General features: G+C 60.4%; 18 protein-coding genes and 1 pseudogene. 14 read left to right on the forward strand and 5 right to left on the reverse strand.

Annotation, left to right across the window (positions count from 1 at the left end; all coding sequences use genetic code 11):
- Positions 1 to 53: 53 nt before the first annotated feature.
- Positions 54 to 1,820, reverse strand: coding sequence for an adenylate/guanylate cyclase domain-containing protein (locus A9K65_RS33850; protein WP_064994107.1), 1,767 nt, complete (start codon positions 1,818 to 1,820; stop codon positions 54 to 56).
- Between the two features lie 485 nt (positions 1,821 to 2,305).
- Positions 2,306 to 3,068 (reverse strand): annotated as a pseudogene (locus A9K65_RS33855) (transposase); the annotation flags it as partial.
- 631 nt (positions 3,069 to 3,699) lie between these two features.
- Here A9K65_RS33855 and A9K65_RS33865 point away from each other — a divergent pair.
- Genes A9K65_RS33865 through A9K65_RS33875 form a run of 3 tightly spaced genes read left to right on the forward strand, consistent with a single transcriptional unit; the run spans position 3,700 to position 7,308 of the window.
- Positions 3,700 to 4,914 (forward strand): glycosyltransferase family protein, encoded by a 1,215-nt coding sequence (locus tag A9K65_RS33865; RefSeq protein WP_064994105.1) that lies wholly within the window; start codon positions 3,700 to 3,702, stop codon positions 4,912 to 4,914.
- Position 4,915: 1 nt separating this feature from the next.
- Positions 4,916 to 6,160 carry a glycosyltransferase family 4 protein gene (locus tag A9K65_RS33870; RefSeq protein WP_064994104.1) on the forward strand — a complete coding sequence of 415 codons (1,245 nt, stop codon included), beginning with the start codon at positions 4,916 to 4,918 and terminating at the stop codon, positions 6,158 to 6,160.
- On the forward strand, positions 6,157 to 7,308 hold the full coding sequence (locus A9K65_RS33875) for a glycosyltransferase family protein (protein ID WP_086081410.1): 1,152 nt from the start codon (positions 6,157 to 6,159) through the stop codon (positions 7,306 to 7,308). The genes A9K65_RS33870 and A9K65_RS33875 overlap by 4 nt, the downstream gene beginning before the upstream one ends.
- Positions 7,309 to 7,406: 98 nt before the next feature.
- Here A9K65_RS33875 and A9K65_RS33880 read toward each other — a convergent pair whose 3' ends face one another.
- Positions 7,407 to 8,063 (reverse strand): class I SAM-dependent methyltransferase, encoded by a 657-nt coding sequence (locus A9K65_RS33880; RefSeq protein ID WP_245322216.1) that lies wholly within the window; start codon positions 8,061 to 8,063, stop codon positions 7,407 to 7,409.
- A 305-nt stretch (positions 8,064 to 8,368) separates the two neighbouring features.
- Between A9K65_RS33880 and A9K65_RS33885 the strand changes: the two genes are divergently transcribed.
- From A9K65_RS33885 to A9K65_RS33895, 3 genes are read left to right on the forward strand one after another with little or no spacing between them, the layout of a single operon-like run.
- Positions 8,369 to 11,083 carry an ABC transporter ATP-binding protein gene (locus A9K65_RS33885; protein WP_064994101.1) on the forward strand — a complete coding sequence of 905 codons (2,715 nt, stop codon included), beginning with the start codon at positions 8,369 to 8,371 and terminating at the stop codon, positions 11,081 to 11,083.
- Positions 11,084 to 11,118: 35 nt separating this feature from the next.
- Entirely contained in the window at positions 11,119 to 11,565 is a 447-nt protein-coding gene (locus tag A9K65_RS33890) for a cyclic nucleotide-binding domain-containing protein (protein ID WP_064994100.1), read from the forward strand.
- A 6-nt stretch (positions 11,566 to 11,571) separates the two neighbouring features.
- Positions 11,572 to 12,426 (forward strand): MBL fold metallo-hydrolase, encoded by an 855-nt coding sequence (locus A9K65_RS33895; RefSeq protein ID WP_064994099.1) that lies wholly within the window; start codon positions 11,572 to 11,574, stop codon positions 12,424 to 12,426.
- Between the two features lie 15 nt (positions 12,427 to 12,441).
- Here A9K65_RS33895 and A9K65_RS33900 read toward each other — a convergent pair whose 3' ends face one another.
- Together A9K65_RS33900 and A9K65_RS33905 are read right to left on the reverse strand one after the other, a co-directional pair.
- The gene (locus tag A9K65_RS33900; RefSeq protein ID WP_064994098.1) at positions 12,442 to 13,218 is read right to left on the reverse strand and encodes a polysaccharide deacetylase family protein; all 777 of its coding nucleotides are present in this window, start codon (positions 13,216 to 13,218) and stop codon (positions 12,442 to 12,444) included.
- A complete protein-coding gene (locus A9K65_RS33905; RefSeq protein ID WP_064994097.1) occupies positions 13,215 to 14,303 on the reverse strand; it encodes a glycosyltransferase family 4 protein in 1,089 nt (362 codons plus the stop codon). Before A9K65_RS33905 ends, A9K65_RS33900 begins: the two co-directional genes overlap by 4 nt.
- A 92-nt stretch (positions 14,304 to 14,395) precedes the next feature.
- Between A9K65_RS33905 and A9K65_RS33910 the strand changes: the two genes are divergently transcribed.
- From A9K65_RS33910 to A9K65_RS33945, 8 genes are all read left to right on the forward strand, one after another.
- The gene (locus tag A9K65_RS33910) at positions 14,396 to 15,559 is read left to right on the forward strand and encodes a DUF3095 domain-containing protein (RefSeq protein WP_064994126.1); all 1,164 of its coding nucleotides are present in this window, start codon (positions 14,396 to 14,398) and stop codon (positions 15,557 to 15,559) included.
- Between the two features lie 108 nt (positions 15,560 to 15,667).
- Positions 15,668 to 17,014: a nucleotide sugar dehydrogenase gene (locus tag A9K65_RS33915; RefSeq protein WP_064994096.1), complete on the forward strand. Its 1,347-nt coding sequence runs from the start codon at positions 15,668 to 15,670 to the stop codon at positions 17,012 to 17,014.
- Positions 17,015 to 17,250: 236 nt separating this feature from the next.
- Positions 17,251 to 18,591 (forward strand): adenylate/guanylate cyclase domain-containing protein, encoded by a 1,341-nt coding sequence (locus tag A9K65_RS33920; RefSeq protein WP_064994095.1) that lies wholly within the window; start codon positions 17,251 to 17,253, stop codon positions 18,589 to 18,591.
- 155 nt (positions 18,592 to 18,746) lie between these two features.
- On the forward strand, positions 18,747 to 20,642 hold the full coding sequence (locus tag A9K65_RS33925; protein WP_064994094.1) for an ABC transporter ATP-binding protein: 1,896 nt from the start codon (positions 18,747 to 18,749) through the stop codon (positions 20,640 to 20,642).
- A complete protein-coding gene (locus tag A9K65_RS33930) occupies positions 20,639 to 22,537 on the forward strand; it encodes an ABC transporter substrate-binding protein (protein WP_064994093.1) in 1,899 nt (632 codons plus the stop codon). The genes A9K65_RS33925 and A9K65_RS33930 overlap by 4 nt, the downstream gene beginning before the upstream one ends.
- Before the next feature lie 2 nt (positions 22,538 to 22,539).
- Positions 22,540 to 23,538 (forward strand): ABC transporter permease, encoded by a 999-nt coding sequence (locus A9K65_RS33935; RefSeq protein ID WP_023767396.1) that lies wholly within the window; start codon positions 22,540 to 22,542, stop codon positions 23,536 to 23,538.
- Positions 23,535 to 24,716, forward strand: coding sequence for an ABC transporter permease (locus A9K65_RS33940; protein ID WP_064994092.1), 1,182 nt, complete (start codon positions 23,535 to 23,537; stop codon positions 24,714 to 24,716). Before A9K65_RS33935 ends, A9K65_RS33940 begins: the two co-directional genes overlap by 4 nt.
- Positions 24,717 to 24,891: 175 nt before the next feature.
- A complete protein-coding gene (locus A9K65_RS33945; RefSeq protein ID WP_064994091.1) occupies positions 24,892 to 25,371 on the forward strand; it encodes a class I SAM-dependent methyltransferase in 480 nt (159 codons plus the stop codon).
- Positions 25,372 to 25,484: the final 113 nt, after the last annotated feature.

Consider the following 25,484-nt stretch of genomic DNA (forward strand, 5'->3'; position numbering starts at 1 on the left):
TGGCTGTTTGGCGCCCGGCGGCCCAGCAACCTTCCAGTCTTCCTGCCAACGCGCTAATCTGGCAAGCCCGCCAGACGCCAGCCCCTAACAAAGAGCTGTGCAGTGCTCATATCCCTAAAGGGCGAGTTCGCCGCCGTCTCACCGATCCTCCAATTTGGATTACCCGCAAGGTAGAGACGGGCTTCCTCCCGTGCCTCGGGAACGCGACCGGCAAGGGCAAGCGCGGGAACCAGGTGCTCCCTCGAACCCGTCCCGTACGTATCTTCCCGGCTCAAGGTCACAACAGCTTCTTCGTAGTAACCGGCGGAAATCTGCGCAATTCCCACGATCCAGAAATACCACCCGGGTGGGTGAGGATTTATACGGAGCGCCGCGCCACAAGCAATCAGCGCCGCTTGCGGATCGCCTAAGTAGATTTGCAGCTCACCCATCCATGCAACCGCATCTGCATTGTTGGGATTAAGCCGAATGGCAGCATCGAATTGGGATTTTGCTTCATCCCAGTTGCGCTCATAAAGCTGAACGCAGCCAAGGATCCTGCGAGCGTGGGAATCGTCGGGATCGATTTCCACGGCCCGGCGCGCGTGCATCAGAGCGTTTGCGCGGCCGGGTTCCTGTGGCTCTCCCCAGACGATCCAGCCAAATAGCAGTGAGATGGCAAGATTGCTGTGCCCCTCGCAGTAGTTTGGATCGATCTGAACGGCACGTTCCAGGTCAGCACACGCCTCACTGTTGTCCGATCTGGAATTGTTGCACTTGCCTCGCGACCTAACACAGAGATCATAGGCTTCGAGATTTGACGGTCGGGAACGGGTAACAAGTTTCTTTTCACCAAGCTTGCCAGAAATTGCTTCTACAACGCGTCGCGTGACCTCGTCCTGAAGGTCGAAGATGTCGGCGATTTCGCGATCGAAGCGTTCGGCCCACACGTGATTGCCGCCTTCTGCCGCATTGATAAGCTGCACATTGACGCGCAACCGCTTGTTGGATCGTCGGGCGCTGCCCTCAAGAACATATTTGACGCCCAGATCGCGAGCGATCTGACGGACGTCGGTGGGTTTGCCCTTATAGGCAAACGTGGAGTTGCGGGCGATGACGAAGAGGCCGGACACATTCGACAGATCGGTGATGATGTCCTCCGTCAGCCCGTCGGTGAAAAATTCCTGTTCGGAATCGCCACTCATGTTGATGAAGGGCAGCACAGCAATCGAAGGCTCGTCGGGCGGTGCGAGCGGCTGCGAAAGCTTCTCTAAAACAAGAGGGGCAGTTGGTGCCGCGGGCTTTGCCTTGGAGAGAACGCCGACCTGTAGCGAATAGACCCGGACCGGATCGGTGATGTTCTTGAGTTGAACATGACCGCAATCGTTGATCGCGATATCGAGCCTTGACTTAACCTGCCAATAGGCCTGCTCGGAAAGACAGATATGGCCAGGTTCACAGATGCCTTCTAGGCGCGCGGCAATATTGACGCCATCGCCCATCAGGTCGCCATCGCCTTCTTGCACGACGTCGCCCAGGTGAATGCCGATCCGGAACTCGATGCGGCGATCATCCGGCACCCCGGCATTGCGCTCAAGCATGGCGTTCTGCACTTCGATCGCGCAGCGCACCGCTTCCACCACGCTGCTGAACTCGACTAGGCTCCCGTCGCCTGTGCGCTTGACGACGCGACCACGGTGAACAGCGATGGTGGGATCGATGAGATCGCTGCGCAGCGCCCGCAGCCGTGCCAAGATGCGATCTTCATCCGCGCCGGCTAGCCGACTGTAGCCGACCACATCCGAGACCAGGATCGCTGCTATTTTGCGGGTCTCCCTCATGTTGTGCTCCCTCCATCCAGTCTGGCACTACTGCCGAGCCAAGGGAAGATAGCTCCAAGCCATTAGTCGATGGTCCGCGGCAGGATCGATCCAAGTCGTTCGGCACGAATGTCGGGCTCACAGCTTACCTGTGGCCCGTACGTTAGCGATGTCCACTTTTGGTAAATGGACGGCGCCTTGCCAATGACTGACATGCTGAAGGGTTTCGGGTGCCGTCAGGCGTACGAAAGCCTCTCATGCAGGAACCCGCGGTCAGCGGGCCGTGAGGATTTGTATTTCGAGGTGTGCCAGCGCCTGTCGCGAACGTCCGCGCGGTGCTGTCAGGGTGTCGAGGAAGTAGCCTTCCGGCTTGGTCGGGTAGCCTGTCGCGATGAGGACGGTGTGGTTTGGGTGCCGAGAGACTGGCGCTGCAGCGACGCGCACATGCGTTTTCGTTGACCTGCGCCGGCGTAGCGCGGTCGTGTGGCCAGACGGGCCGTGCCGGGTCATGGGGTGGTCTCCCGGTTCGTCGTCCGTGCGCCCGGCGGTCCGCGCGGCTGGCTGCACCGTTCGAACACCTCGATGACGATCATACGCCCGCCGCAGCATGGGCACGGCGGGCGGAAGTCGTCCGGTTCCGCCGGAGGATCATTCGTGACGGCAGGCGCGACCGCCAGCAGTTGGCGGGCGAGCGGGGAGGCAGTCCTTGCGAGAGCCGCCTGCAAGCAAGCCATAGTGGCGGATGCGATGGAAGCCGCGCGGGAGGACATGGAGCAGGAAGCGGCGAATGAACTCGTCTGTGGCGAGCGTCATGACCTGCTGCCGGTCGGTGCCGTCGCGGCGATAATCCTTGTAGCGGAAGGTGACGCCAGCCTCTTCGAAGGCGATCAGGCGGCGGTTCGAGATGGCGACCCGGTGCGTGTAGCGCGACAGATAGGCGAGCACCGCCTCGGGACCAGCGAAGGGCGGCTTGGCGTAGACCACCCAGCGCTTCTTCTTGACGGGAGCCAGGTGGCGTAGGAAGGCCCCTCGCTCGGCGAGGTGCGCCATCGATCCGAAGAAAGTGAGCCGTCCGGCATCGTGCAGTGCGATCAGCCGGGCGAGGAACAGGCGGCGGAACAGCTTGCCGAGCACGCGCACCGGAAGGAGGAAGGCCGGGCGCGAGGAGACCCAGCGGGTCCCGTCGAGGGCAATGCCACCGCCCGGCACGATCATGTGGACATGGGGATGGTGCGTCATTGCCGAGCCCCATGTGTGGAGCACGGCGGTGGGCTGGTCATGTCGAACGTTGCGAGATAACTAGAGGCCATTACGATCGACAAGCAACTGGTCTTGCACACCCGCCTGCGGGGCGGTGCGTTGCCCGCGCTGACATCCACTCGATTCTTGCTGAAATTCCGGCTAGCTTGCGCGACAGATGACTCAGTTCTGGTCGGTGAACCACAATCAGACGGCCCATCAACAGATTGTTGGGCAGCACCTTTGGTCCCTCAAGACCGAGGACAACGGCGCACGAAATGAGTTCCACAACAACAGTGAACCGTGGGACGATTGGGTACACGGGCCCGAAAGCGCAACTCACCCGCACCGCTCCGACCCAATGGTTTTCGGAGACACCGAAACTTTTTGGAATCAAGAGGGATGATTTCTGCCGATCTTTTGGATACCACATTCCCCTTCGATCCCTCCCAAACGAGATCAGGAGTCTCGGCCCCCCACAAGGCGATATTCGCCAATCCATCAAGTTTCCGACTCAAACGATCGGAATGCCTGTCTGGCAGGCATTCCACCGAAGTAAAATATATTGAAAATGGCGCCTCATTTCTCAAAGCCACGGTGGTTTCGAAGCCGGCGCGTCGCTCACGGTCCTTAAGGCGAGAATTCTAAGAGACGTTCAACAATGACCCAGCACGCAGAAAACGCTCGAATTCTCATGTATAGCCACGACACGTTCGGGCTTGGCCACTTGCAGCGCTGCCGGACTATCGCGCATTCGCTGGTCGAGGATTTCCGCGGACTTCAGGTGCTTATCATTTCGGGTGCGACGATCGCTGGCGCCTTCGACTACCGCGCCCGTGTCGATTTCGTGAAGATCCCCAGCGTCATCAAGTTGCGCAACGGCGAATACACCTCGCTGGAAAAGGATATCGATCTGCATGAGACGCTGAGAATGCGCCAGTCGATCATCCGACACACAGCCGAGACCTTCCGGCCGGATATCTTCATCGTCGACAAGGAACCGCTCGGCCTGCGCGGTGAGATTGAGGATACTCTGTCCTACCTCAAGACGCGTGGAACAACGCTGGTGCTTGGCCTGCGCGAGGTGATGGATGCGCCGCACCTGCTCGAAGCAGAGTGGGCGCGCAGGGATGTGATGCGCAAGATAGCCCTGTTCTACGACAAGGTCTGGGTCTACGGCCCGCCGGACTTCTACGATCCGCTGACCGGCCTGGATGTGCCCCCGGCTGTCAGGGCAAAGATGAGTTTTCTCGGTTTCCTGCAACGGAGCCTGCAGCGGAACGAGTTGCCCGGCCACCGGCCCGAGGGCGACTATATCCTGGTTACCACCGGTGGCGGCGGCGACGGTGCCGAATTGATCCACGACGTCATCGATGCCTATCAGGAGGATCCGCAACTGCAGCACAGGGCGCTGATCGTGCTTGGGCCTTACATGCCGGCCCGCAAGCGCAACAAGCTGCTCAAAAAGGGGGCCAAGATCCCCTTCATTAAGATGATCGAATTCGACAACCGCATGGAAGACCTGATTGCCGGCGCCAAGGCGGTCGTGGCCATGGGCGGTTACAACACCTATTGCGAGATATTATCTTTCGACAAGCCGGCCCTGATCGTGCCGCGCATCGAGCCACGCCAGGAACAACTAATTCGCGCTCGGCGCGCAGCCGAACTCGGCCTCATCGAGCTGCTTTTGCCGGAAGAAGCCAAGGACTCCGTGCGATTCGCAGATGCACTGGTGTCGCTGCCGGACCGGTCCCGCCCCTCACAAAGTAATCCGCATCTGACGCTGGAAGGGCTGCCTCATATTTCCGAGATTGTCGCGGAATTGCTCGACCGGCGGGCCGGCCACCACCTTTCGGTCGTTGAAGGAATCAACTGACTTGCAGCGTCGCAAGATCGTCGTGGTCCTGAAGGGTTATCCGCGGCTGTCGGAAACTTTTATTGCGCAGGAACTGCTCGGTCTGGAACGCGCGGGGTTCGATTTGATACTCGTCGCACTCAGGCGGCCCACCGACGCAAAACGACACCCTGTGCATGACGAGATCAAAGCGCCCGTCCACTACCTGCCGGAATACCTGCATGACGAGCCGCGACGCGTGCTTCGCTCGCTGCTTGCCTATTTACCGCGGCCGAGTTTCTGGCGCGCGCTCGGATCGCTCGCCGCCGATATTTCCCGCGACTTTTCTCGCAATCGCGCACGCCGCTTCGGGCAAGCGCTCGTGCTGGCGGCGGAATGGCCTGAAGAAGCAGGATGGTTGCATGCGCATTTCGTGCACACCCCGGCATCGGTGACGCGCTACGCCAGCCAGCTTCGTCGCCTACCCTGGAGCTGCTCAGCCCATGCCAAGGATATCTGGACCTCGCCGGACTGGGATTTAGCTAGAAAACTTTCCTCGGCCCGCTGGACAGTCACCTGCACGAAAACCGGCTTCGATCGTCTGAAAAAACTCGCCAACGGCAACTCGTCTGTGCATCTGAGCTATCATGGGCTCGACCTTCATCGCTTCGGAAATCTTGGCGCCGCGCGAAAACAGTATGACGGCTCGGAACGGGGCGGAGCGGTGGTCGTCCTGAGTGTCGGGCGCGCCGTCGAAAAGAAAGGTTACGATACCTTGCTGGAGGCCCTTGCCCTCTTGCCTGGCGATTTGGCCTGGCGTTTCGAGCATATCGGCGAGGGCGAGCAACTGGAACGGCTCAAGGTGCTGGCGCAAAAGCTCGGACTGGATGATCGCGTCGCCTGGAAAGGTGCGCTTGCGCAGGAGGAGGTGCTAGAGCACTACCGCTGCGCCGACATCTTCGCCCTTGCCTGCAGGATCACGGCAAATGGCGACCGGGACGGTTTGCCAAATGTTCTTGTGGAGGCAGCTAGCCAGCGGCTTGCCTGCGTGTCCACCGATGTTTCTGGTGTGCCGGAGCTTATATCGCCCGATGAAACCGGGCTGCTGGTACCGACAGATAGCCCAATCGCCCTGGCACAGGCGCTGGAGCGCCTGATCCGGGATCCCGTGCTGCGCGCCCGCCTGGGCGAGGCCGCAGAGCGGCACGTGCGCGCCAATTTCGATTATATGGCGAGCATTGGACAGCTCAAGGAGCTGTTCGAGCGGGAATGGCGGGCCGTCGATTGAATCAGCTGCGTGCCTTCCTCTATGTCCAGCACCTGCTCGGCATCGGCCATCTCGCGCGCGCCAGTCGCATTGCGGCGGCTCTCGTCGATGACGGCTTTGACGTAACCGTCGTGACCGGTGGAGCGCCGATCGCCGGATTTCCCGGACCGGGTGTAGAATCTGTAACCCTGCCGCCTGTCACCTCCGGTGACGAAGCATTTTCCGGGCTTGTCGACCTGCAGGGCGAACCCATCGACGATGATTTCAAGAAACGCCGTTCAGAGATGCTGCTGCAGGCTTTCAGGGATTGCGGGCCCGACATCGTCATTATCGAGGCGTTTCCCTTTGGACGCCGGCAGATGCGTTTCGAACTCTTGCCGCTGATCGAGGCCATCGACGCGACATCGCCCAGGCCGCTTTTGGCGACGTCCGTCCGCGATATCCTTCAGGAGCGCGTCAAGCCGGGCCGAAACGAGGAAATGGTCGACCTCGTCAACAGGCATTTCGACCTTGTTCTGGTCCATGGCGATCCGGCTTTCGCGACCATCGACAAGACGTTTCCACTGGCTGGGGCGATCAGGGCCGAGGTCAGCTACACAGGGCTCGTTGCCGCGCCGCCAGCGCCCGCGGCCTCCGAGCGCTTCGATGTTGTGGTGTCGGTTGGCGGCGGGGCTGCCGGAAAGAGCCTTGTCAGATCCACCATCGCCGCTGCGCAAAATGCCAAGAGCGCTTTGAAATGGTGTTTGATCACCGGCCCAAACCTGCCGAAGGACGAGTTTGACGCGATCGCCCGCGATGCCACGCCGGGCCTGTCAGTCTTCCGGTTCCGCGAGGATTTCGCCAGCCTGCTGACCGGCGCCCGCCTGTCGGTCTCGCAGGCGGGATATAACACGGTCTGCGATGTCCTGCGTGCGGGGTGTCGCTCCTTGCTCGTTCCCTTTGCAGCCGGCGGGGAAACCGAGCAGACGCGTCGCGCCCAGATGCTCGAAGAGCTCGATCTTGCAACGGTGCTGACGGAACAGGAGCTGACGCCGGAAGGTCTGGCGCAAGCGATCAAACAGGCGCTTGCGGGACCGCCGCCAGCCGCGCATCGTCTCGATCTGGAAGGCGCGCGGCGAGCGGCGCAAATCCTGCGCGAGCGGTATCGGACCTGGTCGCTGAAATCCTAGAGCATGATCCCGAAAAGTGGAATCCGGTTTCGGAAAAGATCATGCTCCAACAGAGAGGTGGACCCGATCGCGCCCGGGTTGGATTCGCGCATCGCGCTTCAAACAGCGCCGATCAGCATGAAGCGTTTATAATTTTTTGTCGGCAGTTCACCGGAGAACCTGATCTCTCGCAGCGCAGCCATTTCTTCAAAGGCTGCAAGTGACGCCACGCAGTTGATGTGCGTCGGCTCGCTGAAATAGTCGTTCGATTGCAGCAGCACGTTCGTACCCCGCGGAAGCAGCGCAAGCCAGGCGCTGAGATTGGCTATGTGTTCGCAGCTCGTATTGACCACCAGGTCAGGCTGCCCGGCGGCATAGTCGAGTGCGTACATATCTGCCGTCAGCGCCCGGAACCGGTCGCCGGCGTCCCGGTTGAGGGTCCGAGCGACGGCGCCGACTTCGGGATCGATGTCGATGCTGTTGACCGCCGCGATGTCGAAGCGGGCGTCGTTGAAAAGCATTGCCGGCAATACGCCGTACCATCCACCCAGAACCCATATGCACCCGAACCGGCCGCCGCAGCTTTCGAACAGCCTGTCGAGCGCCCACATCTTGCAGGCGACCTGCTTGTGGTTGAAGGCGTTGGCGATATCGGCACCCGGATGCTTGGCGATGACGCGCGCCAGCCCGGCCACGAGAGGGTGGTTGACATAGGCGGCAATTCCCCGCGTGAGGTCTAGGGCTTGCTCGTGCCCTTCCAGGCTGGCATTGCCCATGCCGGCATTGCGTGGTCGCGTGACATCTATCATATTCGTCTTCTATGTTGGGATTTCGGGTGACACAACGCAATCTTGCCTCACGCAAGGCTGTTCGACTTGCGGACGCGACTGCGCCGCAAGCCGTTTCGCCATTGCCGGGTCGCGGAGGAGGCCGATTGCATCTGTCCGGACCACCGTCGGCGTCCATCCGCCAGGCTCGCAGCTGCCGCTTCGAGCTCGTCGTTGGCGGCGAAGCCATTGCCGACACCTCATTTGCCAGCAGGTGTCTTTCCATCCTGCATCCTTCAAACTGACAGTCGCATATGGAACCCAGCCTAGCCCGCTATATCTGGACGCACACTAAGAAGCAGCAGCTCTGGATATTGATGATCGTCGTGCTGTCGATGATCCCGTATTTCATGTCGTTCGATCTGCCGAAGCTGATCGTCAACGGCCCGATCCAGGGCAAGGGGTTCGAGCAACCGGGCGCGACCCTGCCCTTCATGAGGCTGCACTTTAACCTGCCGTTCATTGGCGAGGTCCAGTTCTTCTCCGGCTTTCAGCTCGACCGCACGGCGACGCTGCTTGCGCTCAGCATCGTGTTCCTCCTGCTGGTCGTCATCAACGGCCTGTTCAAGCTCTACATCAACACCTACAAGGGCCGCCTTGGCGAACGCATGCTGCGGCGTATCCGCTTCGATCTGGTCGATCGTGTGCTGCGGTTTCCGCCGGTTTACTTCAAGCGGGTGAAATCAGCCGAAGTGGCGACCATGGTGAAGGACGAGGTGGAGCCGCTGGGCGGCTTCATCGGCGATGCCTTCCTGCAGCCGGTGCTGCTCGGCGGCCAGGCGCTGACGGCCATGCTGTTCATCATGGTCCAGAACGTCTGGCTCGGAATGATAGCGGTCGTGATCGTGGCGATCCAGATCGTGCTCATCCCCCGCATGCGGCGACGGCTGCTCGTGCTCGGGCGCCAACGGCAGTTGACGGCGCGCGCACTGTCGGGCCGCGTTGGCGAAATCGTCGACGGCATCGGCGCGGTTCACGTCCACGATACATCCAACTATGAGCGCGCCGACATAGCTGCCCGGCTCGGGCTCATCTTCAAGATCCGCTTCGATCTTTACCAATGGAAATTCATGGTAAAGTTCCTCAACAATTTTCTAGCGCAGCTCACGCCCTTTCTGTTCTACATGATCGGTGGGTATCTGGTCATCCGGGGGCGGCTGGATGTCGGCCAGCTCGTGGCCGTGATAGGCGCCTACAAGGACCTGCCTGGCCCGATGAAGGAACTGATCGACTGGGATCAGGATCGGCAGGATGTCCAGGTCAAATATCAGCAGGTCGTTGAACAATTCACTGTCGAGGACATCATCGCGCCGAGCATCGGAGCATTGACGATCGACGATCCCGGTCCGATGACCAACCCGCTGTCGGCGATCAGCCTGTCCATAGCCGACGATGGCGGCGCAATGCTCCTCAATCGCATCTCGCTTGAGGTCAAGCCGGGTGAGACGGTGGCGCTGGTCAGCACCGCAACAGGTGGAGCGGAGGCGCTTGCGGAAGCCTTCGCGCGGCTGAACTGGCCGGACAGCGGAAGGGTCGCTTCGGGCAGCGACGACCTGCTTGAACTCCCCGAAGCCTTGACCGGCCGGCGCATGTCCTACGCCTCGTCGGATGTTTTCCTGTTCCAGGCAAGCCTGCGCGATAATCTGCTCTACGGGTTGAAGCATGCGCCGCTGACAGCGGTGACTTATGATGGCGCCGCGGCGGAGCAGCAGCGTTGGAACGTCGACGAGGCGCGCCGGTCGGGCAATCCGGATCTCGATATCCGCAGCGACTGGATCAACTATGCTTCCGCTGGCGCCACCGGCCCGCACGACCTCTTCGAAGCCGTGCGCCGGGTGCTCGACGCGGTTCTTCTGTCGCGCGACATTCTGGATCTTGGCTTGCGCTCTTCGGCCGATCTCACGCGCCACACGAAGCTTGCCGGGCGGATCGTCGAACTGCGTGCGGCGCTGCGAACCCGGCTGGAGGAAGAAGGGCTGAGCGCGCTGGTGGTTCCTTTCGAACCGGGCGCCTACAACAAGGAGGCGACGATCGGCCAGAACCTGCTCTTCGGCGCCGCCGCCGGCCCCGACCTGGCTCACAAGGCACTGGCAGCCAATCCCTATTTTGCTTCTGTGCTGAAGCAAGCCGGCCTCGACCGCACACTATACGAAATGGGCATGGAGATCGCCGAACAGGCGATCGAGCTGTTTGCCGACCTGCCGCCCGAACACCAGTTCTTCCAGCAGCTCGCCTTCATGAGCGCCGAGGAGATACCCGCCTACGAAACCTTGCTGCAACGGCTCAAGAATCGTCCATACGATGCGGTTTCTGAGAACGACCGCGCCATGATGGTCACGTTAAGCTTTGCCTATATCGAGCCCCGGCATCGCTTCGGCCTGCTGACCGACGAGCTGATGAGCAAGATAGTCGCTGCACGCAGCCGGTTCTATGAAAACCTGCCGGCCGAGCTACAGAACGCGATCGAACGGTACGATCCAGACAAATACATTGCCGCGGCCACCGTCATGGATAATGTCCTGTTCGGGCGTGTGGGCAACAATCATCCCGACGCGCCGGACCGCATACGCTCCATCGTCTATGACATTCTCGACGAACTGGGGCTTTATGCCGAGCTTCTGGATGTCGGTCTCGATTTCAATGTCGGCGCCGGCGGCAGGCGGCTGACCGGCGGACAGCGACAGAAGCTCGATGTTGCCCGGGCCTTGCTCAAGCGTCCCGATTTTCTCATTCTCAACCGGCCGCTGTCAGCGCTCGAACAGCGCGTGCAGGAGAAGGTGCTGCGAAACGTACTCGAGGAAGCCAGACGCGACGATCATTCGCCGGCCATTGTGTGGGTGGTGACAAATCCGGCAATGGCGACGATGTTCGAGCGCGTTATCGTCTTCGATGCGGGGCAATTGGTGGAAGATGGAACACATGAGACACTTTTGGCAGGAAACGGTATCTTCAAGGAACTTCTGTCATAGTCTGACAGACGCGAATTGTGGGAAGGTTTGCGACAATGCTGCTCAAGGATGAAGTTGGAATGCTGCAACGCGTTCCCTTGTTCTCTGGCATCGAGCCGGCGAAGCTCAAGCTGCTCGCGTTCACATCCGATCGCGTGAATTACAATGCCGGCGAGATCCTTTTCCGGCAGGGCGACGAGGCGGACGCCGCCTATGTCATCCTTTCAGGCAGGGCGGATATTCTGGTCGATTCCGACAACGGGTCGATAAAAGTCGCCGAATTGATGCCAAATTCGATCGTTGGCGAGATCGCCATATTGTGCAACAGCTCCCGCACGGCCACCGTCAGGGCAGCAAGCCAGTTGGAAGCCTTGAGAATTCGCAAGGACCATTTCCTGAGGCTTCTGAAGGAGTTTCCGGAGATGACCATCGAGATATTGCGGGTACTTGCCGATCGGCTAAGCAGTACGACCGCGGACCTGATCGACGCACGAACCGCCTAGAGCGTCATGGACGACGACTTTTTCCTGGTCAGATTTTGGGGGGTCCGCGGCAGCATCGCGGTGTCGGGGCCAGAATTCGCTCGCTATGGAGGCAACACGATCTGCATCGAGATGCGGTGCGGCGAGCATACGCTTCTGTTCGACGCGGGCTCCGGCCTGCGGCCGGCCGGCAAGGCGCTTCGGGCGTCGGGCGTGACCGATTTCGATCTGTTTTTCACCCATTGCCACTACGATCACATCATCGGGCTGCCGGCTTTCAAGCCTATGTATGAACGGGGCATCAAAGTTACGCTTTGGTCCGGGCATCTCGCTGGACGCATGACGACGCGGCAGATGGTCGATGAATTCATTCGGCCGCCATGGTTTCCGGTGACACTCGGTGTCTGCAGGGCGAGCCTCGACTGCCGCGATTTCGCATCCGGCGACGTGCTTCGCCCGCGCGAAGGGGTGGTGGTGCGAACCGGTAGTCTTGCCCATCCGGGTGGCTGCATAGGCTACCGGGTCGAATGGGGCGGCCGCGTCGTAGCGGTGATCACGGACACCGAGCACGAGCCGGGCGAACTCGACCAGGCGGTGCTTCAGCTGATCGAAGATGCCGACCTCGTCATCTACGATTGCACCTACACCGAGGAGGAGATGGAGCGCTACCGCGGTAACGGGCACTCGACGTGGCAACAGGGCGTCAAGCTCTGTGAAGCTGCCGGTGCGCGCGAACTTGCGCTGTTTCACCACGACCCGTCACGCACCGACGATGAGCTGGACGGGATGGACAGACTGGCCAAAGACAGGTTTGCCGGCGCTTTTGCCGCACGGGATGGCCAGACGCTCAAATTTCCGGTCTCGGTGCACAAAAAGCGCTGAGGTATATTCCTCCGCTTACCCTTTTCCTGGAACAGCTTTAGCGGCGCCGCACCCGATCAATGTCTTGATCGGAAGCCATGCGCAGGCTTCGGTCCGTGTGGTGATCTCGAACAACCGTTCGAGGAAAAGCCAGGCCGATTCATCATGGACCAGATGGTGGGTGAGCAGGCCGACCGGTTCGCCGCCGTCGAATGCACGCTGCAATTGCGCGACGATGGCCTGAACCAACAGGCCATGATCGCGGCAGCCGCGCGGGCCATGCCAATCCATGATGTCGACATTGCTGTTGATGACCGCCAGGGCAGCCGGCTTCGGCGGCCCGAAGACCGACAATGCCGTAAATCCTGTCGATCCAAGATCGGATACCAGGCCGGCGTCGATCCTGTTCCAGGGTGGCACCAGCATCGGAACGGCACGTGCGGCGTGCAGGCCGGTTACGCGCAACAGCCCGCGACCCAGGTCGTCGAGCACCACCTCGCGTGACCGATGCGCGCCGAGCTCCTGCTTCTTCTCGCCCTCGGGGGCATGATTTCGGTGCGCCCAGCCATGGACGGCAACTGTGGCATGCGGCGCCTGGTCAAGCCGGACGACAAGCTTCTCGTTGGTCAGGGCCGGAATGACGGCCAGGGTGACCGGAACCGTGAACTCACCGGTGAGGTCGAGCAATCGATCGAGCGCCAGCGTCGGATCCACGGCGTCATCGTCGCGCAGCCAGAACTCCGCCTTGCGACCCGCCCGTTGCCGGCGCGCCAGCTCCTCCACCAGGGGCTGCCAGATCGGGTCGGATGTCATGACACCGGGATCTTCTTGAGAAGTTCGGCCAGACGCGCCGCCGCGCCACCGAGGGAGCGTTCTTCGAGAACGAAACGTCTGGCTTGTGCAGCCATTATGCTTCTTTCGTCGGCGCCGGCCAGAAGCCTTTCAATGGCGGAAGCGAACGCCGCCACATCTCGCGGCGGGGTGAGAAACCCGGTCTGGCCATCCCGCACGACCTCCGGCACGCCGGCAATGTCCTGAGCCACCACCGGAAGGCCGGCGGCCTGTGCTTCAAGATAGGCAACGCCATAGGCCTCGCCGTAACCCGGCCAGACGTAGATTCCCTTGGTGTAGAGGACATCCGGCACGGCGGCCGGCTCGATCGCGCCAAGCCATTCGATACGGTCGGCGGACAAGCCGGCGAATTGCGCCTTGACCTCGTCACGGGCAGGTCCGTCGCCGACGACCGATAGGGTCCAGGGCAGGTGGCCGATCGACCCGAGCGCTTGCGCCAGCATGCGATAGCTCAAGACCTTGTCGCCCGGGCGCATCATAGCGACGGTGACGAGGCGCGTCGGATAATCCAGTGCAGGCATTTCGTGGAATGCCGATGTGTCGATGAAGGGTGAAAGCATGCCGAAAACTGCGCCAGGAATGGCATCCGCCAGTCCCTGACGATCCCTTTGAGTGAAGCAGATGTTCAGTGCCGCTTGTTCGATGGCTCGCGCCACCAACGCCTGGCTATCGGCCCACAAGCCGGCGTTGCGTCGCCTGGAATAAGAGGCTTCCGCCGTCACATAGGGGACAGCAAAGGCCGAAGCCAGCGCGGGCCCGATCAGGTCGGGCGCCTTGTAGTAGGGATGATAGGAGAACCAGAGATCGGGCTTGCCGTCACGGTCCCAACGCCTTGTCAGTCTCGCGGCTTCATCTGCGGCCTCGATCTTGAGCGCATCGAAACTTTTCGGCTCCGGCTGGCGTAGATAGAAGCGCAACTCCGATGCCAGTTCGACGCTATGCCCGCCATGCTGCAGCGCCTGGACCAGCATCCGTGCCATCTGGCGATCGCCGGAGACAACGGGATGATTGGGCGACTTCAGCGGCGCGTAGAAGGCAATTCGCATTGTGCGACCCTATGATCGGAAAGCATGCGCAAGTCAATTTCCAAGCATCATCGACTGCACCTCCAAGCAGTGGAATGTGCTATCTGATACTCATGGAAACAGCTGCCGCCTCGGACCCGTTTGTCGCTTCTCTGCCCGTCTTCGCAAAATTCGAAAGCGTTGCCGACATCGACAACTATTGGCCCCTCCCCGATGGTTGGGCGCTGGCCACCGCCGACATTGTCGGCTCGACCAAGGCGATCGAGACGGGACGCTACAAAACGGTCAATATGGCCGGCGCCAGCGTCATTTCGGCTCTCCTCAACGCGCTGGGTCGGCAAGACCTTCCCTTTGTCTTCGGCGGCGACGGGGCGCTCGTCGCCTTTCCCGGCTCGGCGATGGAGCCCACCCGCAAGGCGCTGGCGGCTGTCCAGAGATGGGTGGCGGACGAACTGGACCTAACCCTGCGTGCCGCAATCGTGCCGATAAAGGATATCCGAGCGCAAGGCCTCGACGTCCGCGTGGCAAGGTTCCAAGCATCCGATGCGGTCATCTATACCATGTTCGCCGGCGGTGGCGGCAGTTGGGCGGAAGCCGAGATGAAAGCGGGGCGCTACCGCATCGATCCTGCTCCGGCCGGCGCACGGCCGGATCTGACCGGCCTGTCCTGCCGCTGGAACCCGATCGAAACCCGTCATGGCGAAATCGTCTCGATCATAGCCACTCCGGGGTCGTCGCGCGATCTGCGCGGTTTTCAGTTTCTGGCATCCGACATCATCGCCATTGCCGGCAGACAGGAACGCGATGGGCACCCGGTGCCGGTGAACGGGCCGAGTTACAGCTTGCTGCCCGCCGGCCTCGATATCGAGGCGCGGGCCACGGCGCCGGTGGGACGGCGGTGGCTGTCGAAGCTGTGGATAGTGTTCCTGATGGGGCTTACGGCCGTCGCCGATAGATATGGTTGGACCATCGGCAGTTTCGATCCGAAGATCTACAAACGCGACGTGGCCAGCAATTCGGATTTCCGGAAATTCGACGACGGCTTGAAGATGACCATCGACGTTGACGCTGATGTGTTGCAGCGGATAGAGAACCGGCTGAAACAGGCGGAAGAGGCGGGCATCTGCAACTATGGCCTGCACCGCCAGAAATCGGCGTTGATGACATGCCTCGTCGCCTCGCCGCTGCACCGCGATCACGTCCATTTCATAGATGGTGCAGCCGGCGGCTATGCGATGGCTGCCGCGAACCTGAAGGCAAAGTTGCCGGTCGGATGACAGCTTGCGAGAATCCACTTTCCGCAATATGCCTCGGCCATGGTTCTGTGGGACTGGTAAGCCGCGCATGGCACCGGCCATCCTGTCCCAATTAACGGGAAAGCAGATTTGGACGCTTCACGATTTTCGGCATATGACCGTCTGCTGAACCGTATCTCGACCCAGGCCGCGCAAGTCGGCGTGATCGGATTGGGCTATGTCGGGTTGCCGCTGGCGATTGCAGTCGCACGCGCCGGCTTCCGGGTTTTCGGCTTCGACATCGAAGCCCAGAAGGTCGAGAGCCTGAACAGCGGCCAATCCTACATTGAGGCGGTGACGTCTACAGCCCTTGCCGGCCACGTGGCGAGTGGACGGTTCCGCGCCACAGCGGATTTTGCCGAACTGTCGACCTGCGATATCATCATCATCTGCGTTCCGACACCGCTGACGAAAAACCGTGAGCCGGACCTCTCCTTTGTCAGGAACACCACTGGCATCATCGCAAAGCATCTGCGTCCCGGCCACCTCGTCGTGCTGGAATCTACCACCTATCCCGGCACCACCGACGATGTGATCAAGCCCATACTGGAAGAAACCGGTTTGCAGTCGAAGATAGACTTCTTCCTGGGCTTCTCGCCCGAACGCGAGGATCCCGGCAACCGCAACTTTGAAGTTGCGACGATCCCCAAGGTTGTGGCAGGTGACGGCATTGAAGCGGCGACGCTCGTGCAGGCCTTCTATCAAGGGGTGGTCAAAACCGTCGTTCCCGTTTCCAGCACGGCGACTGCCGAGGCAGTCAAGCTGACGGAAAATATCTTCCGTTCAGTCAACATAGCCCTCGTCAACGAATTGAAGGTTGTGCTCGGCGCGATGGGCATCGACATCTGGGAGGTGGTCGATGCGGCCAAGAGCAAGCCCTTCGGCTACATGCCTTTTTATCCTGGCCCCGGATTGGGCGGGCACTGCGTTCCGATCGATCCCTTCTACCTGACGTGGAAGGCGCGCGAATACGAACTGCCGACCCGCTTCATCGAGTTGGCGGCAGAGATCAACACGGCTATGCCGCGTCACGTGGTCGATGAACTGGCCAAAGCACTGGACCGGCGCTGCGGCAAGGCGCTCAGCCGCTCGCGCATTCTCATCATCGGGCTCGCCTACAAGAAGAATGTGCCCGACATCCGCGAAAGCCCCTCATTGCGGCTCATCGAACTTATCGAGGAATGGGGCGGCAAGGCGGAATTCCACGATCCGCATGTTCCCGAGATCCCGATCACACGGGAGCATATGGCCATCAGGGGGCGCCGCTCGCTCGAGTTGACCGAGGCGGTGGTCAAGGATTTCGATGCTGTCGTCGTTGCAACCGACCATGACGCGATCGACTATCAGTCGATCGCTGATCATGCCCTTCTGATCGTCGACACACGCAATGTTTTTGGCCGTCTCGGGCTGCTCCGAGACACGGTGGTGAAGGCCTGACAGCGCCCCAGCCGGCAACTTTTTGCCAATGTCAGGAACGTGATTGCACACCGGCCGCAGCTTCGCACATAACGCCGCAAGGCATGAATGCAGTTAAGCCTGTTCCTTGGTTGCAACGACAGTCATTCGGGAATTCCTTCGCCTTTGCCGCCGCACGTGACGGTTGACCTGGGGTATCTTTGGGTCTCTGGCGGACTGTGTTATGGCGGATCGAAGTCGACGGGTTTCGAGGTGGTATGAGCATGGCGCGAGCAGAAATTTCCACAATTCTCATGGATAAGGTTGCCGACTGGCTTACTCAGTCGGCGCTGGCGGGCAACGAGCTGGAAACATTGGTAAAGGGGTTTTGCGAGCGGCTGGCTGCTGCCGGCCTGCCGCTGAAGCGGGTGCATTTGAGCTTTTCGATGCTTCATCCGCTCTATGACGCGCTTGGCTTTACCTGGCTTCGCGGCCAGGGCATGGAAGTGGAAGGCTTCCGCAAAAAGGATGGCGTTCATTCCGACAGGTTCCTGACCAGCCCATACTACCATCTGCTCAGCAACAAGCTCGACCATCTGCGGCGTCGTCTCGACCCGTCGGTCCCCTCGGAATTTCCTGTCTTCGATGAACTCAGGCTTATGGGCGTGACCGATTACATGGCTTTCGTCCATCCCTTCAACGGCAATACAAGTCAGGGCATGATCGGGTCCTGGTCGACCGACAGTGCTTCAGGTTTCAGCGACAGCATGATTTCGGCGCTGCTGCGTATCCAAAACCATCTCGCCATCGCAACCAAAATGGCGGTGCTCACCAAGCTGGCCGACAACATGATGACCACTTATCTCGGCGGCGACGCCGGCAGACGCGTGCTGGACGGCCAGATCAAGCGCGGCGAGGGCGACACAATCCGGGCCGCACTGGTCATGGCCGATATGCGCGGGTCGACACGGCTTGCCGAAACTTCGGGCCGCGAAATCTACATCGACACGCTGAACCAGTTTTTCGACGCCATTGCTGCACCTTTCAATCGCAAAGGCGGGCAGATCATGAGCTTCATAGGTGATGGCTTCATTGCCGTCTATCCTTGCGAAAGGCATCGCTCGCAGTCCGAGATCGCGTGCCAGGCGGCTCTGGCGGCAGCGCACAAGGCCACCGCGCGCATGATGGAGCTCAATCTGCGAAGAAGGGAACAAGGGTTGTCCGACATAAAATTTGGCATCGGCCTGCATGTCGGCAACGTGATGTTCGGCAATGTCGGGCTTACCGACCGGCTCACATTCTCTGTGTTTGGCTCGGCTGTAAACGAGGTCCAGCGTCTCCAGACCCTGACCAAGAAATACCGGCACCGCGTTCTCGCTAGCAAGGACTTCGCGAGCTATTGCGGCGCCAACAGCTGGCTGACGCTCGGCATCGAGGAACTGGCGGGGCTCAAGCAGAAGCTGACGGTGCTTTCCCCCGATCTGTCAGGAGCTCTCGCACTCGATGAAGAGGGTGCGCTGGAGGCGATTTACGACCGGAGATCGGAGGCAGAGCAGGTCATGCTGCTTCATCGCGATGCCGCACGGCGGTCGCCGGCCGACCCGAGGAAGCTTCAGTAGCCCGCCCCAATCTTATCCGAACGCCTTGTCGATGTCCGGTCGCCCGATTCGCCACCGGCAACCGTTTCGAATCCAAGTTGCTCTAAGCCTGCAATACGCTAGTCTCGCTTTCTGGTCTGCCGCCCGGCAGGCCGGCAAACCGGGCCGGTGTAAGCATGAATTCGGGAGTTGATCTACTGCGGGTCGAAGATGTTGGCATCTCTTTTGCCATTATCGGGGGACCCTTGCATGCCGTCAGGCGGGCAAATCTTCGCGTCCTTCCCGGCAAGGTTACCGCGCTTGTCGGCGAGTCCGGTTCCGGAAAATCGGTTCTCAGCCAGGCAGTGATGGGCATTTTGCCGAACACAGCCCATGTTCGTGGCCGTATCCTATTTTCCGATCCTGAAAAGCCCGGCACGACACAGGATATCCTGCAGATGCCGCGCGATGGACCCGAAATCCGGGCGTTGAGAGGCAGCCGCATCGGCAAGATCTTTCAGGAGCCGATGACATCGCTTTCGCCGCTGCACACGATCGGCAACCAGGTCAGCGAATCCCTTCAGATCCATACGCCCATGCCTCGGGCAGAGCGCAAGGCGCGGACCGAGGAAATGCTCAGCCTCGTCGGCTTTCCCAATCCCAAGCGCGCCTATGACATGTATCCGTTTGAACTTTCGGGAGGATTGCGTCAGCGCGCCATGATCGCCATGGCGCTTATCTGCCGGCCCGCCCTGTTGATCGCCGACGAGCCGACGACGGCGTTGGACGTCACCATCCAGGCGCAAATCCTGCAATTGTTGCGCGAGCTTCAGAGCAAGCTGAATATGGCGATGCTGCTGATCACCCACGATCTGGGCGTGGTCGCGAATGTCGCCGACGAGGTGGTCGTCATTTACCATGGCGAGATCATGGAAGCGGGACCTGTCGAGGCGATATTCCGCCGGCCAGGTCACCCTTACCTGAAGGGCCTTATGGCAGCCGTTCCGCATTTCGACCTGAAGGCTGGTGAACGGCTAAAGGCGCTGCGCGAGGTGCCGGTGAATGTCGAGAACCTGCTCGGCAAACAGACGGCGCCGGCATCGAAGGGGCCGCACGACATCCTGCTATCGGTCAGGGATCTGACAAAAACCTTCACCATCCGCAAGTCGGGATGGTTCGGCGGCGATCATCAAACGCCTGTCCGCGCCGTGGACGGCGTGAGCTTCGATATCATGCGGGGTGAGTGCCTGGGTCTGGTCGGCGAAAGCGGCTCCGGCAAAACCACCGTCAGCAAGATGCTCATGCGAGCTGTCACGCCTAGCGGCGGCTCTGTGCTTTTCAATGGACGCGATGGACCGATCGATGTGTTGGGAGGCGACAGAGACGCCCTGCGCCTGCTGCGCGCGAAAATCCAGATGGTCTTTCAGGATCCGGTTTCATCGCTTTCACCTCGCATGACGGTGGAGAGCATCTTGAGCGAGCCGTTGGAAATCCATCAACGAGGCAATGCCGCGTCCCGACTAGCCACGGTGAAGAGCCTTATGCAAGCAATCGGTCTCGATCCGCGCTTCATCAAGCGCTATCCGCACAGTTTCTCCGGTGGGCAGCGGCAGCGTATCGGCATCGCGCGCGCGTTGGCGCTGGGGCCTGAACTGCTGATCTGCGACGAGCCGGTTTCGGCGCTCGATGTCTCTGTCCAGGCGCAGATTCTAAACCTCCTGAAGGACCTGCAGAAGGAACTGGGCCTGACTTACCTATTCATCTCCCACAACCTCGCTGTGGTGGACTACATGGCAGACCGCATCGCGGTGATGTGCGGCGGGCGTATCGTCGAGCTTGCGCCGCGCGAAATTCTGCTCAGGAAACCGGTCCATCCCTACACGCGCTCACTGGTCGCCGCAGTGCCGTTTCCCGATCTCGACAGGCCGATGGATTTCAAGACGCTGAAGCTCAGCGGTGCTTCCGACAGGAGCGCATGGGGACCGCAATTCCGCGACGAGGGCGACGAGGATGTGCTGTCGCCGCTCGACCTTGGCGGCGGCCACCTCGTGCTGGCCCGACGTTCGGCCCATGTCAGCGAGCTACGGCCTTGATCAGCCGGCGCACCGTCCTTGGGCTCATGGCTTCGGCATTTGTGCCGGGCACGTTACGCGCAGGCGATCTGGAGCCGGAGTTTCTTCAGCCGCAGCTCACGGCCAGGGCGCTGCCGGCACTCGCCGAACGCCTGCCCAAGAGCCCGCGCGTATTGAATCTGGCTTCGATGGGCCGGCAGCCCGGCCAGTATGGCGGCACGCTGCGCACGATCATCGGCAGCCAGAAAGATATCCGGATAATGACGATCTATGGGTATGCTCGCCTGGTCGGCTATGACGAAAAGCTTAACATGCAACCCGACATCCTCGAAAGTTTCGACGTAGCGCATGATCGTGTCTTCACATTCAAGATGCGGGAAGGACATAAATGGTCTGACGGCAGCCTGTTGACATCGGAAGATTTCCGCTATTGCTGGGAAGATGTCTGGCTGAACGATGAGCTTTCGCCAGGCGGGCTTGCTCCGGGCCTGGTGGCAGATGGCAAGCCGCCACGCTTCGAGATCGTCGACCCGTTGACGGTCCGCTACAGTTGGGAGGCGCCAAATCCCGACTTCCTGCCCAAGCTCGCTGCTGCCTCGCCGCTATCGCTTGTTCTGCCAGCCGCCTATCTCAAGCAGTTCCACAAGAAATACCAAGATCCGTTCCGGCTCGCCGGCCTAATGACGGAGAACCGGGTCAAGAAATGGACGCTCCTGCATATCCGCATGTCGCGGCAGTATCGCCCGGAGAACCCGGAGTTGCCGACGCTCGATCCGTGGCAGAACCGGACCAAGCCGCCGGCTGAGCAGTTCATCTTCGAGCGAAACCCGTTCTTTCATAGAATAGACGAGAATGGCAGGCAGTTGCCCTATGTTGATCAGTTTGTCTTGAATGTCAGCTCGTCGGCGATCATTTCCGCCAAGACCGGTGCGGGTGAGAGCGACCTGCAAAGCATGGGCATCGACTTCGCTGATTATTCCTTCCTGAAGGATACGGAGAAGCGTTACCCGGTGAAGATGCATCTCTGGAAACGCACACAAGGTTCCCGGCTGGCGCTGCTGCCCAATCTGAATTGTGCTGACCAGTTATGGCGTAGCCTTTTTCGTGACGTGCGCGTGCGCCGCGCCCTTTCCCTCGCTGTGGACAGGCGGGAGATCAATTTGGCTGTATTCTACGGATTAGCGCGCGAAAGTGCCGATACGGTTCTGCCGGAGAGCCCGCTCTACCGGCCGGAATTCGCGAAGGCCTGGGTCGCCCATGATCCTGACAAAGCCAACGCGCTGCTCGACGAGGTCGGGCTTCAAAAACGCGACGATGACGGCCTGCGTGTCCTTCCCGATGGACGCCCGGCGCAGATCATAGTGGAAACGGCCGGCGAAAGCACGCTGGAAACCGACGCGCTCGAACTCATCACCGATCACTGGCGCCAGATCGGCATCGCCCTGTTCGTCCGGACTTCGCAGCGCGACATCTTCCGCAGCCGCGCGCTTGGCGGCCAGATCATGATGTCAATGTGGTCCGGCATCGACAACGGCGTGCCGACCTCCGACATGAATCCGTACCAGTTGGCCCCCACCATCGACGACCAGCTGCAATGGCCGCTGTGGGGCGCTCACTACCTGTCTCGTGGCACGCTCGGTGAGGCGCCCGATCTTCCGCCTGTGGTCGAGTTGATGGCTCTGCTCAAGCGCTGGAACGCATCGACCGAGGCCGCGGAGCGCGCCGAGATCTGGAATTCAATGCTGTCGATCTATACCGATCAGGTGTTTTCGATCGGCACGGTGAATGGAACGCATCAGCCGGTTCTGGCGTCCTCACGGCTGCGCAATCTGCCTGACAAGGCGCTCTACGGCTATGACCCGACCGCCTATTTCGGTGTCTACATGCCCGATACATTCTGGCTTGGAGAGTCCTGAGCGTGTTTCGATATATTGTCTGGCGCATCGCTGTGATGGTTCCAACGCTGCTGATCATATCGGCGCTGGTGTTCACGATCATCGAGCTTCCCCCAGGCGATTATTTCGACAGCTATGTTTCCGAGCTTCGGGCCCAGGGCGAAGCGGTAGATTCCGACCGCATCCAAATGATGCGGAAGGAATATGGTTTCGACCAGCCGCCGGTCATTCGCTACTTCTACTGGGTCGGCGGGATGCTGCACGGCGATTTCGGCTATTCCTTCGAGTATGAGCTGCCGGTTCGCGACGTCGTCGGGGACCGAATGTGGCTGACCGTGCTGGTTTCCTTCGTCACGATCATCTTCACCTGGCTCATCGCCTTTCCGATCGGCATGTACTCCGCCACACATCAATACAGTTGGGGCGACTACGGCCTTACTCTGTTCGGGCTTCTCGGCCTGGCCATTCCGAATTTCATGTTGGCGCTGATCCTGATGTATTTCGCTAATATCTGGTTCGGCACCTCCATCGGTCACCTGATGGACCCGCAATATCTCAGTGAGCCGATGAGCTGGGCGAAAGCGAAGTCGATCCTTGCCCATCTGTGGATCCCGGTCTTGATCATCGGCACCGGCGGCACGGCAAGCATGATCCGGCGGCTGCGCGCCAATCTGCTCGATGAGCTTCACAAGCAATATGTCGTGACCGCGCGCGCCAAAGGCCTGCATCCCTTCAGGGCGCTCGTCAAATATCCGCTACGCATGGCGCTAAATTTCTTCATTTCCGACATCGGCTCGATCCTGCCGGCCATCATCTCCGGTGCCGAAATCACCGCGATAGTGCTGTCTTTGGAAACGACGGGGCCGATGCTGATCAGAGCACTGCAAAGCCAGGACATGTATCTGGCAGGGTCTTTCCTAATGTTCCTTGCCTTTCTGACCGTGATCGGTGTCCTGATTTCCGATCTGGCGCTGGCGCTGCTTGATCCACGAATTCGTTTGCAGGGCGGCAGCACCAAATGAACAAGCAATCGCCCCTGCCCGCTCCGGGTGCCACACTGCAACACTATGTTTCCATCGCGCCCTTTGATCTGCAATCGGTCGAGGCGATGACGGCGGAGCAGTCGAAGGTCTTTCAGGCGTCTCAGTTGCGGCTGATGTGGTGGAAATTCCGACGGCACCGGCTTGCCCTTGTATCCGGCATATTTCTGGCAGCACTCTATTTCGGAATACTGATCTGCGAATTCTTGGCGCCCTACAATCTGCACACGCGCAACATGGACTACATCTATTCGCCGCCGCAGCGGGTACACCTGTTCCACAACGGCCAGCTTGTCGGGCCATTCGTCTACGGTCGCCAGATGACGCTGGATATGGACACACTCAAGCGCAACTACATCGACGAACTGGATAATGTTCAGCGGATTCGCTTCTTCTGCAAGGGCGACAGTTACCGGTTCTGGGGCCTCGTCGAAGGTGACAGGCATTTTTTCTGTCCTGCCGAAAACGGCCAGCTCTTTCTGGCCGGCACCGACAGGCTGGGGCGCGATGTGCTCTCGCGTATCATCTATGGCGCCCGCATTTCACTAACAATCGGCCTTGTCGGCATCAGTTTCAGCTTCCTGCTCGGCATTGTCATAGGCGGACTGGCTGGCTATCACGGCGGTATCTTCGACCTGATCGTTCAACGGATAATCGAAGTTCTGCAATCGATCCCGAGCATTCCGCTATGGCTGGCTCTGGCGGCGATCATGCCGATAACCTGGAGCCCAATCCTGATCTATTTCGGCATCACCGTCATCCTGGGGCTGCTCCACTGGACCGGGCTGGCGCGGGCCGTGCGTTCAAAGCTTCTGGCTTTACGCGAGGAGGACTACGTTCTGGCCGCGCAACTGATGGGCGCCAGCAGCAGCCGCATTATCCGGCGGCACCTCATTCCCGGCTTCATGTCGCATTTGATCGCGACGGCGACGATCTCCATACCCGGCATGATCCTGGGCGAGACGGCGCTGAGCTTCCTTGGGCTGGGCCTGAGGCCACCGACAACCAGTTGGGGCATCCTGCTAACCGAGGCGCGCAGCGTCAGCGTGATCGCGTTCTATCCATGGCTGCTTTTGCCGATGTTGCCCGTTGTTCTCGTCATCTTGGCGTTCAACTTCCTTGGCGACGGCTTGCGGGACGCGGCAGACCCATACAAATGACACCGCATATTCCGACGCCCGCCGGGCCGCCAAGTCCAACCCGGTAGGACCCTCGTCGGCAGCCTGTTTGGTGGTTGCAGTGTCCATCGTTGGCCTCTATATGCGGCGAGGCGCGATCGGGGTTTGATCGCGGGCATTACCGATCTCTTGATCTGGTTGAGGACACACAAAGCATATGAGTCGTCTCGAGAATTTCATCAGCAGGATGACCGCACAGCGTGACATTCTCGATCACGTCTGCCCCGAGGTGGCGAAGATGGAAGGGCTGGTGCTCGAGCTTGGCCTCGGCAATGGCCGGACGTACCACCATCTGCGCGAACGCCTGCCCGGGCGCCGGATCGTAGTGTTCGACCGCGAAGTCGGCGCACACGCCAGCTCAATTCCCGAAGCTGAAAACCTCGTGCTCGGCGAAATACGCGAAACGGGCCGCAAGTTCATCGGCATCGAAGCCGCCCTGGTTCATGCCGATATCGGGACCGGCTATGATGATCGCGATGCAGTGACCGCTACCTGGCTTCCCGATCTGATTGCGAGCCTGCTTCGCGTTGGCGGCTTCGCGGTCAGTGGCACGCCGCTCGATCACCCGCTGCTGCAACCCCTTCCGGCGCCGACGTCGGAGCCTGCCGATCGTTATTTCCTCTGCAAGCGCTTGTGAGCGGCCGAGAGCGCCTCACGGAAACGCTGCTCCAGCTCCTGTTTTAACCCCAAGCGAAATCGTAGCCATTCTCCCGAGAAACCATTTCACGCTTGGCCAGGAATTGCTCTGAA

Origin of the sequence: Mesorhizobium sp. WSM1497 (genome assembly GCF_001672455.2) — a bacterium.
GTDB classification, from domain to species: Bacteria; Pseudomonadota; Alphaproteobacteria; order Rhizobiales; family Rhizobiaceae; genus Mesorhizobium; species Mesorhizobium ciceri.

Excerpts from the sequence above, each read along its gene's own strand:
- A9K65_RS33850 (WP_064994107.1), bottom strand. The coding sequence starts at position 1,820 with ATGAGGGAGACCCGCAAAATAGCAGCGATCCTGGTCTCGGATGTGGTC.
- A9K65_RS33865 (WP_064994105.1), top strand. The coding sequence starts at position 3,700 with ATGACCCAGCACGCAGAAAACGCTCGAATTCTCATGTATAGCCACGAC.
- A9K65_RS33880 (WP_245322216.1), bottom strand. The coding sequence starts at position 8,063 with ATGGGCAATGCCAGCCTGGAAGGGCACGAGCAAGCCCTAGACCTCACG.
- A9K65_RS33885 (WP_064994101.1), top strand. The coding sequence starts at position 8,369 with ATGGAACCCAGCCTAGCCCGCTATATCTGGACGCACACTAAGAAGCAG.
- A9K65_RS33890 (WP_064994100.1), top strand. The coding sequence starts at position 11,119 with ATGCTGCTCAAGGATGAAGTTGGAATGCTGCAACGCGTTCCCTTGTTC.
- A9K65_RS33895 (WP_064994099.1), top strand. The coding sequence starts at position 11,572 with ATGGACGACGACTTTTTCCTGGTCAGATTTTGGGGGGTCCGCGGCAGC.
- A9K65_RS33900 (WP_064994098.1), bottom strand. The coding sequence starts at position 13,218 with ATGACATCCGACCCGATCTGGCAGCCCCTGGTGGAGGAGCTGGCGCGC.
- A9K65_RS33905 (WP_064994097.1), bottom strand. The coding sequence starts at position 14,303 with ATGCGAATTGCCTTCTACGCGCCGCTGAAGTCGCCCAATCATCCCGTT.
- A9K65_RS33910 (WP_064994126.1), top strand. The coding sequence starts at position 14,396 with ATGGAAACAGCTGCCGCCTCGGACCCGTTTGTCGCTTCTCTGCCCGTC.
- A9K65_RS33920 (WP_064994095.1), top strand. The coding sequence starts at position 17,251 with ATGAGCATGGCGCGAGCAGAAATTTCCACAATTCTCATGGATAAGGTT.
- A9K65_RS33925 (WP_064994094.1), top strand. The coding sequence starts at position 18,747 with ATGAATTCGGGAGTTGATCTACTGCGGGTCGAAGATGTTGGCATCTCT.
- A9K65_RS33940 (WP_064994092.1), top strand. The coding sequence starts at position 23,535 with ATGAACAAGCAATCGCCCCTGCCCGCTCCGGGTGCCACACTGCAACAC.
- A9K65_RS33945 (WP_064994091.1), top strand. The coding sequence starts at position 24,892 with ATGAGTCGTCTCGAGAATTTCATCAGCAGGATGACCGCACAGCGTGAC.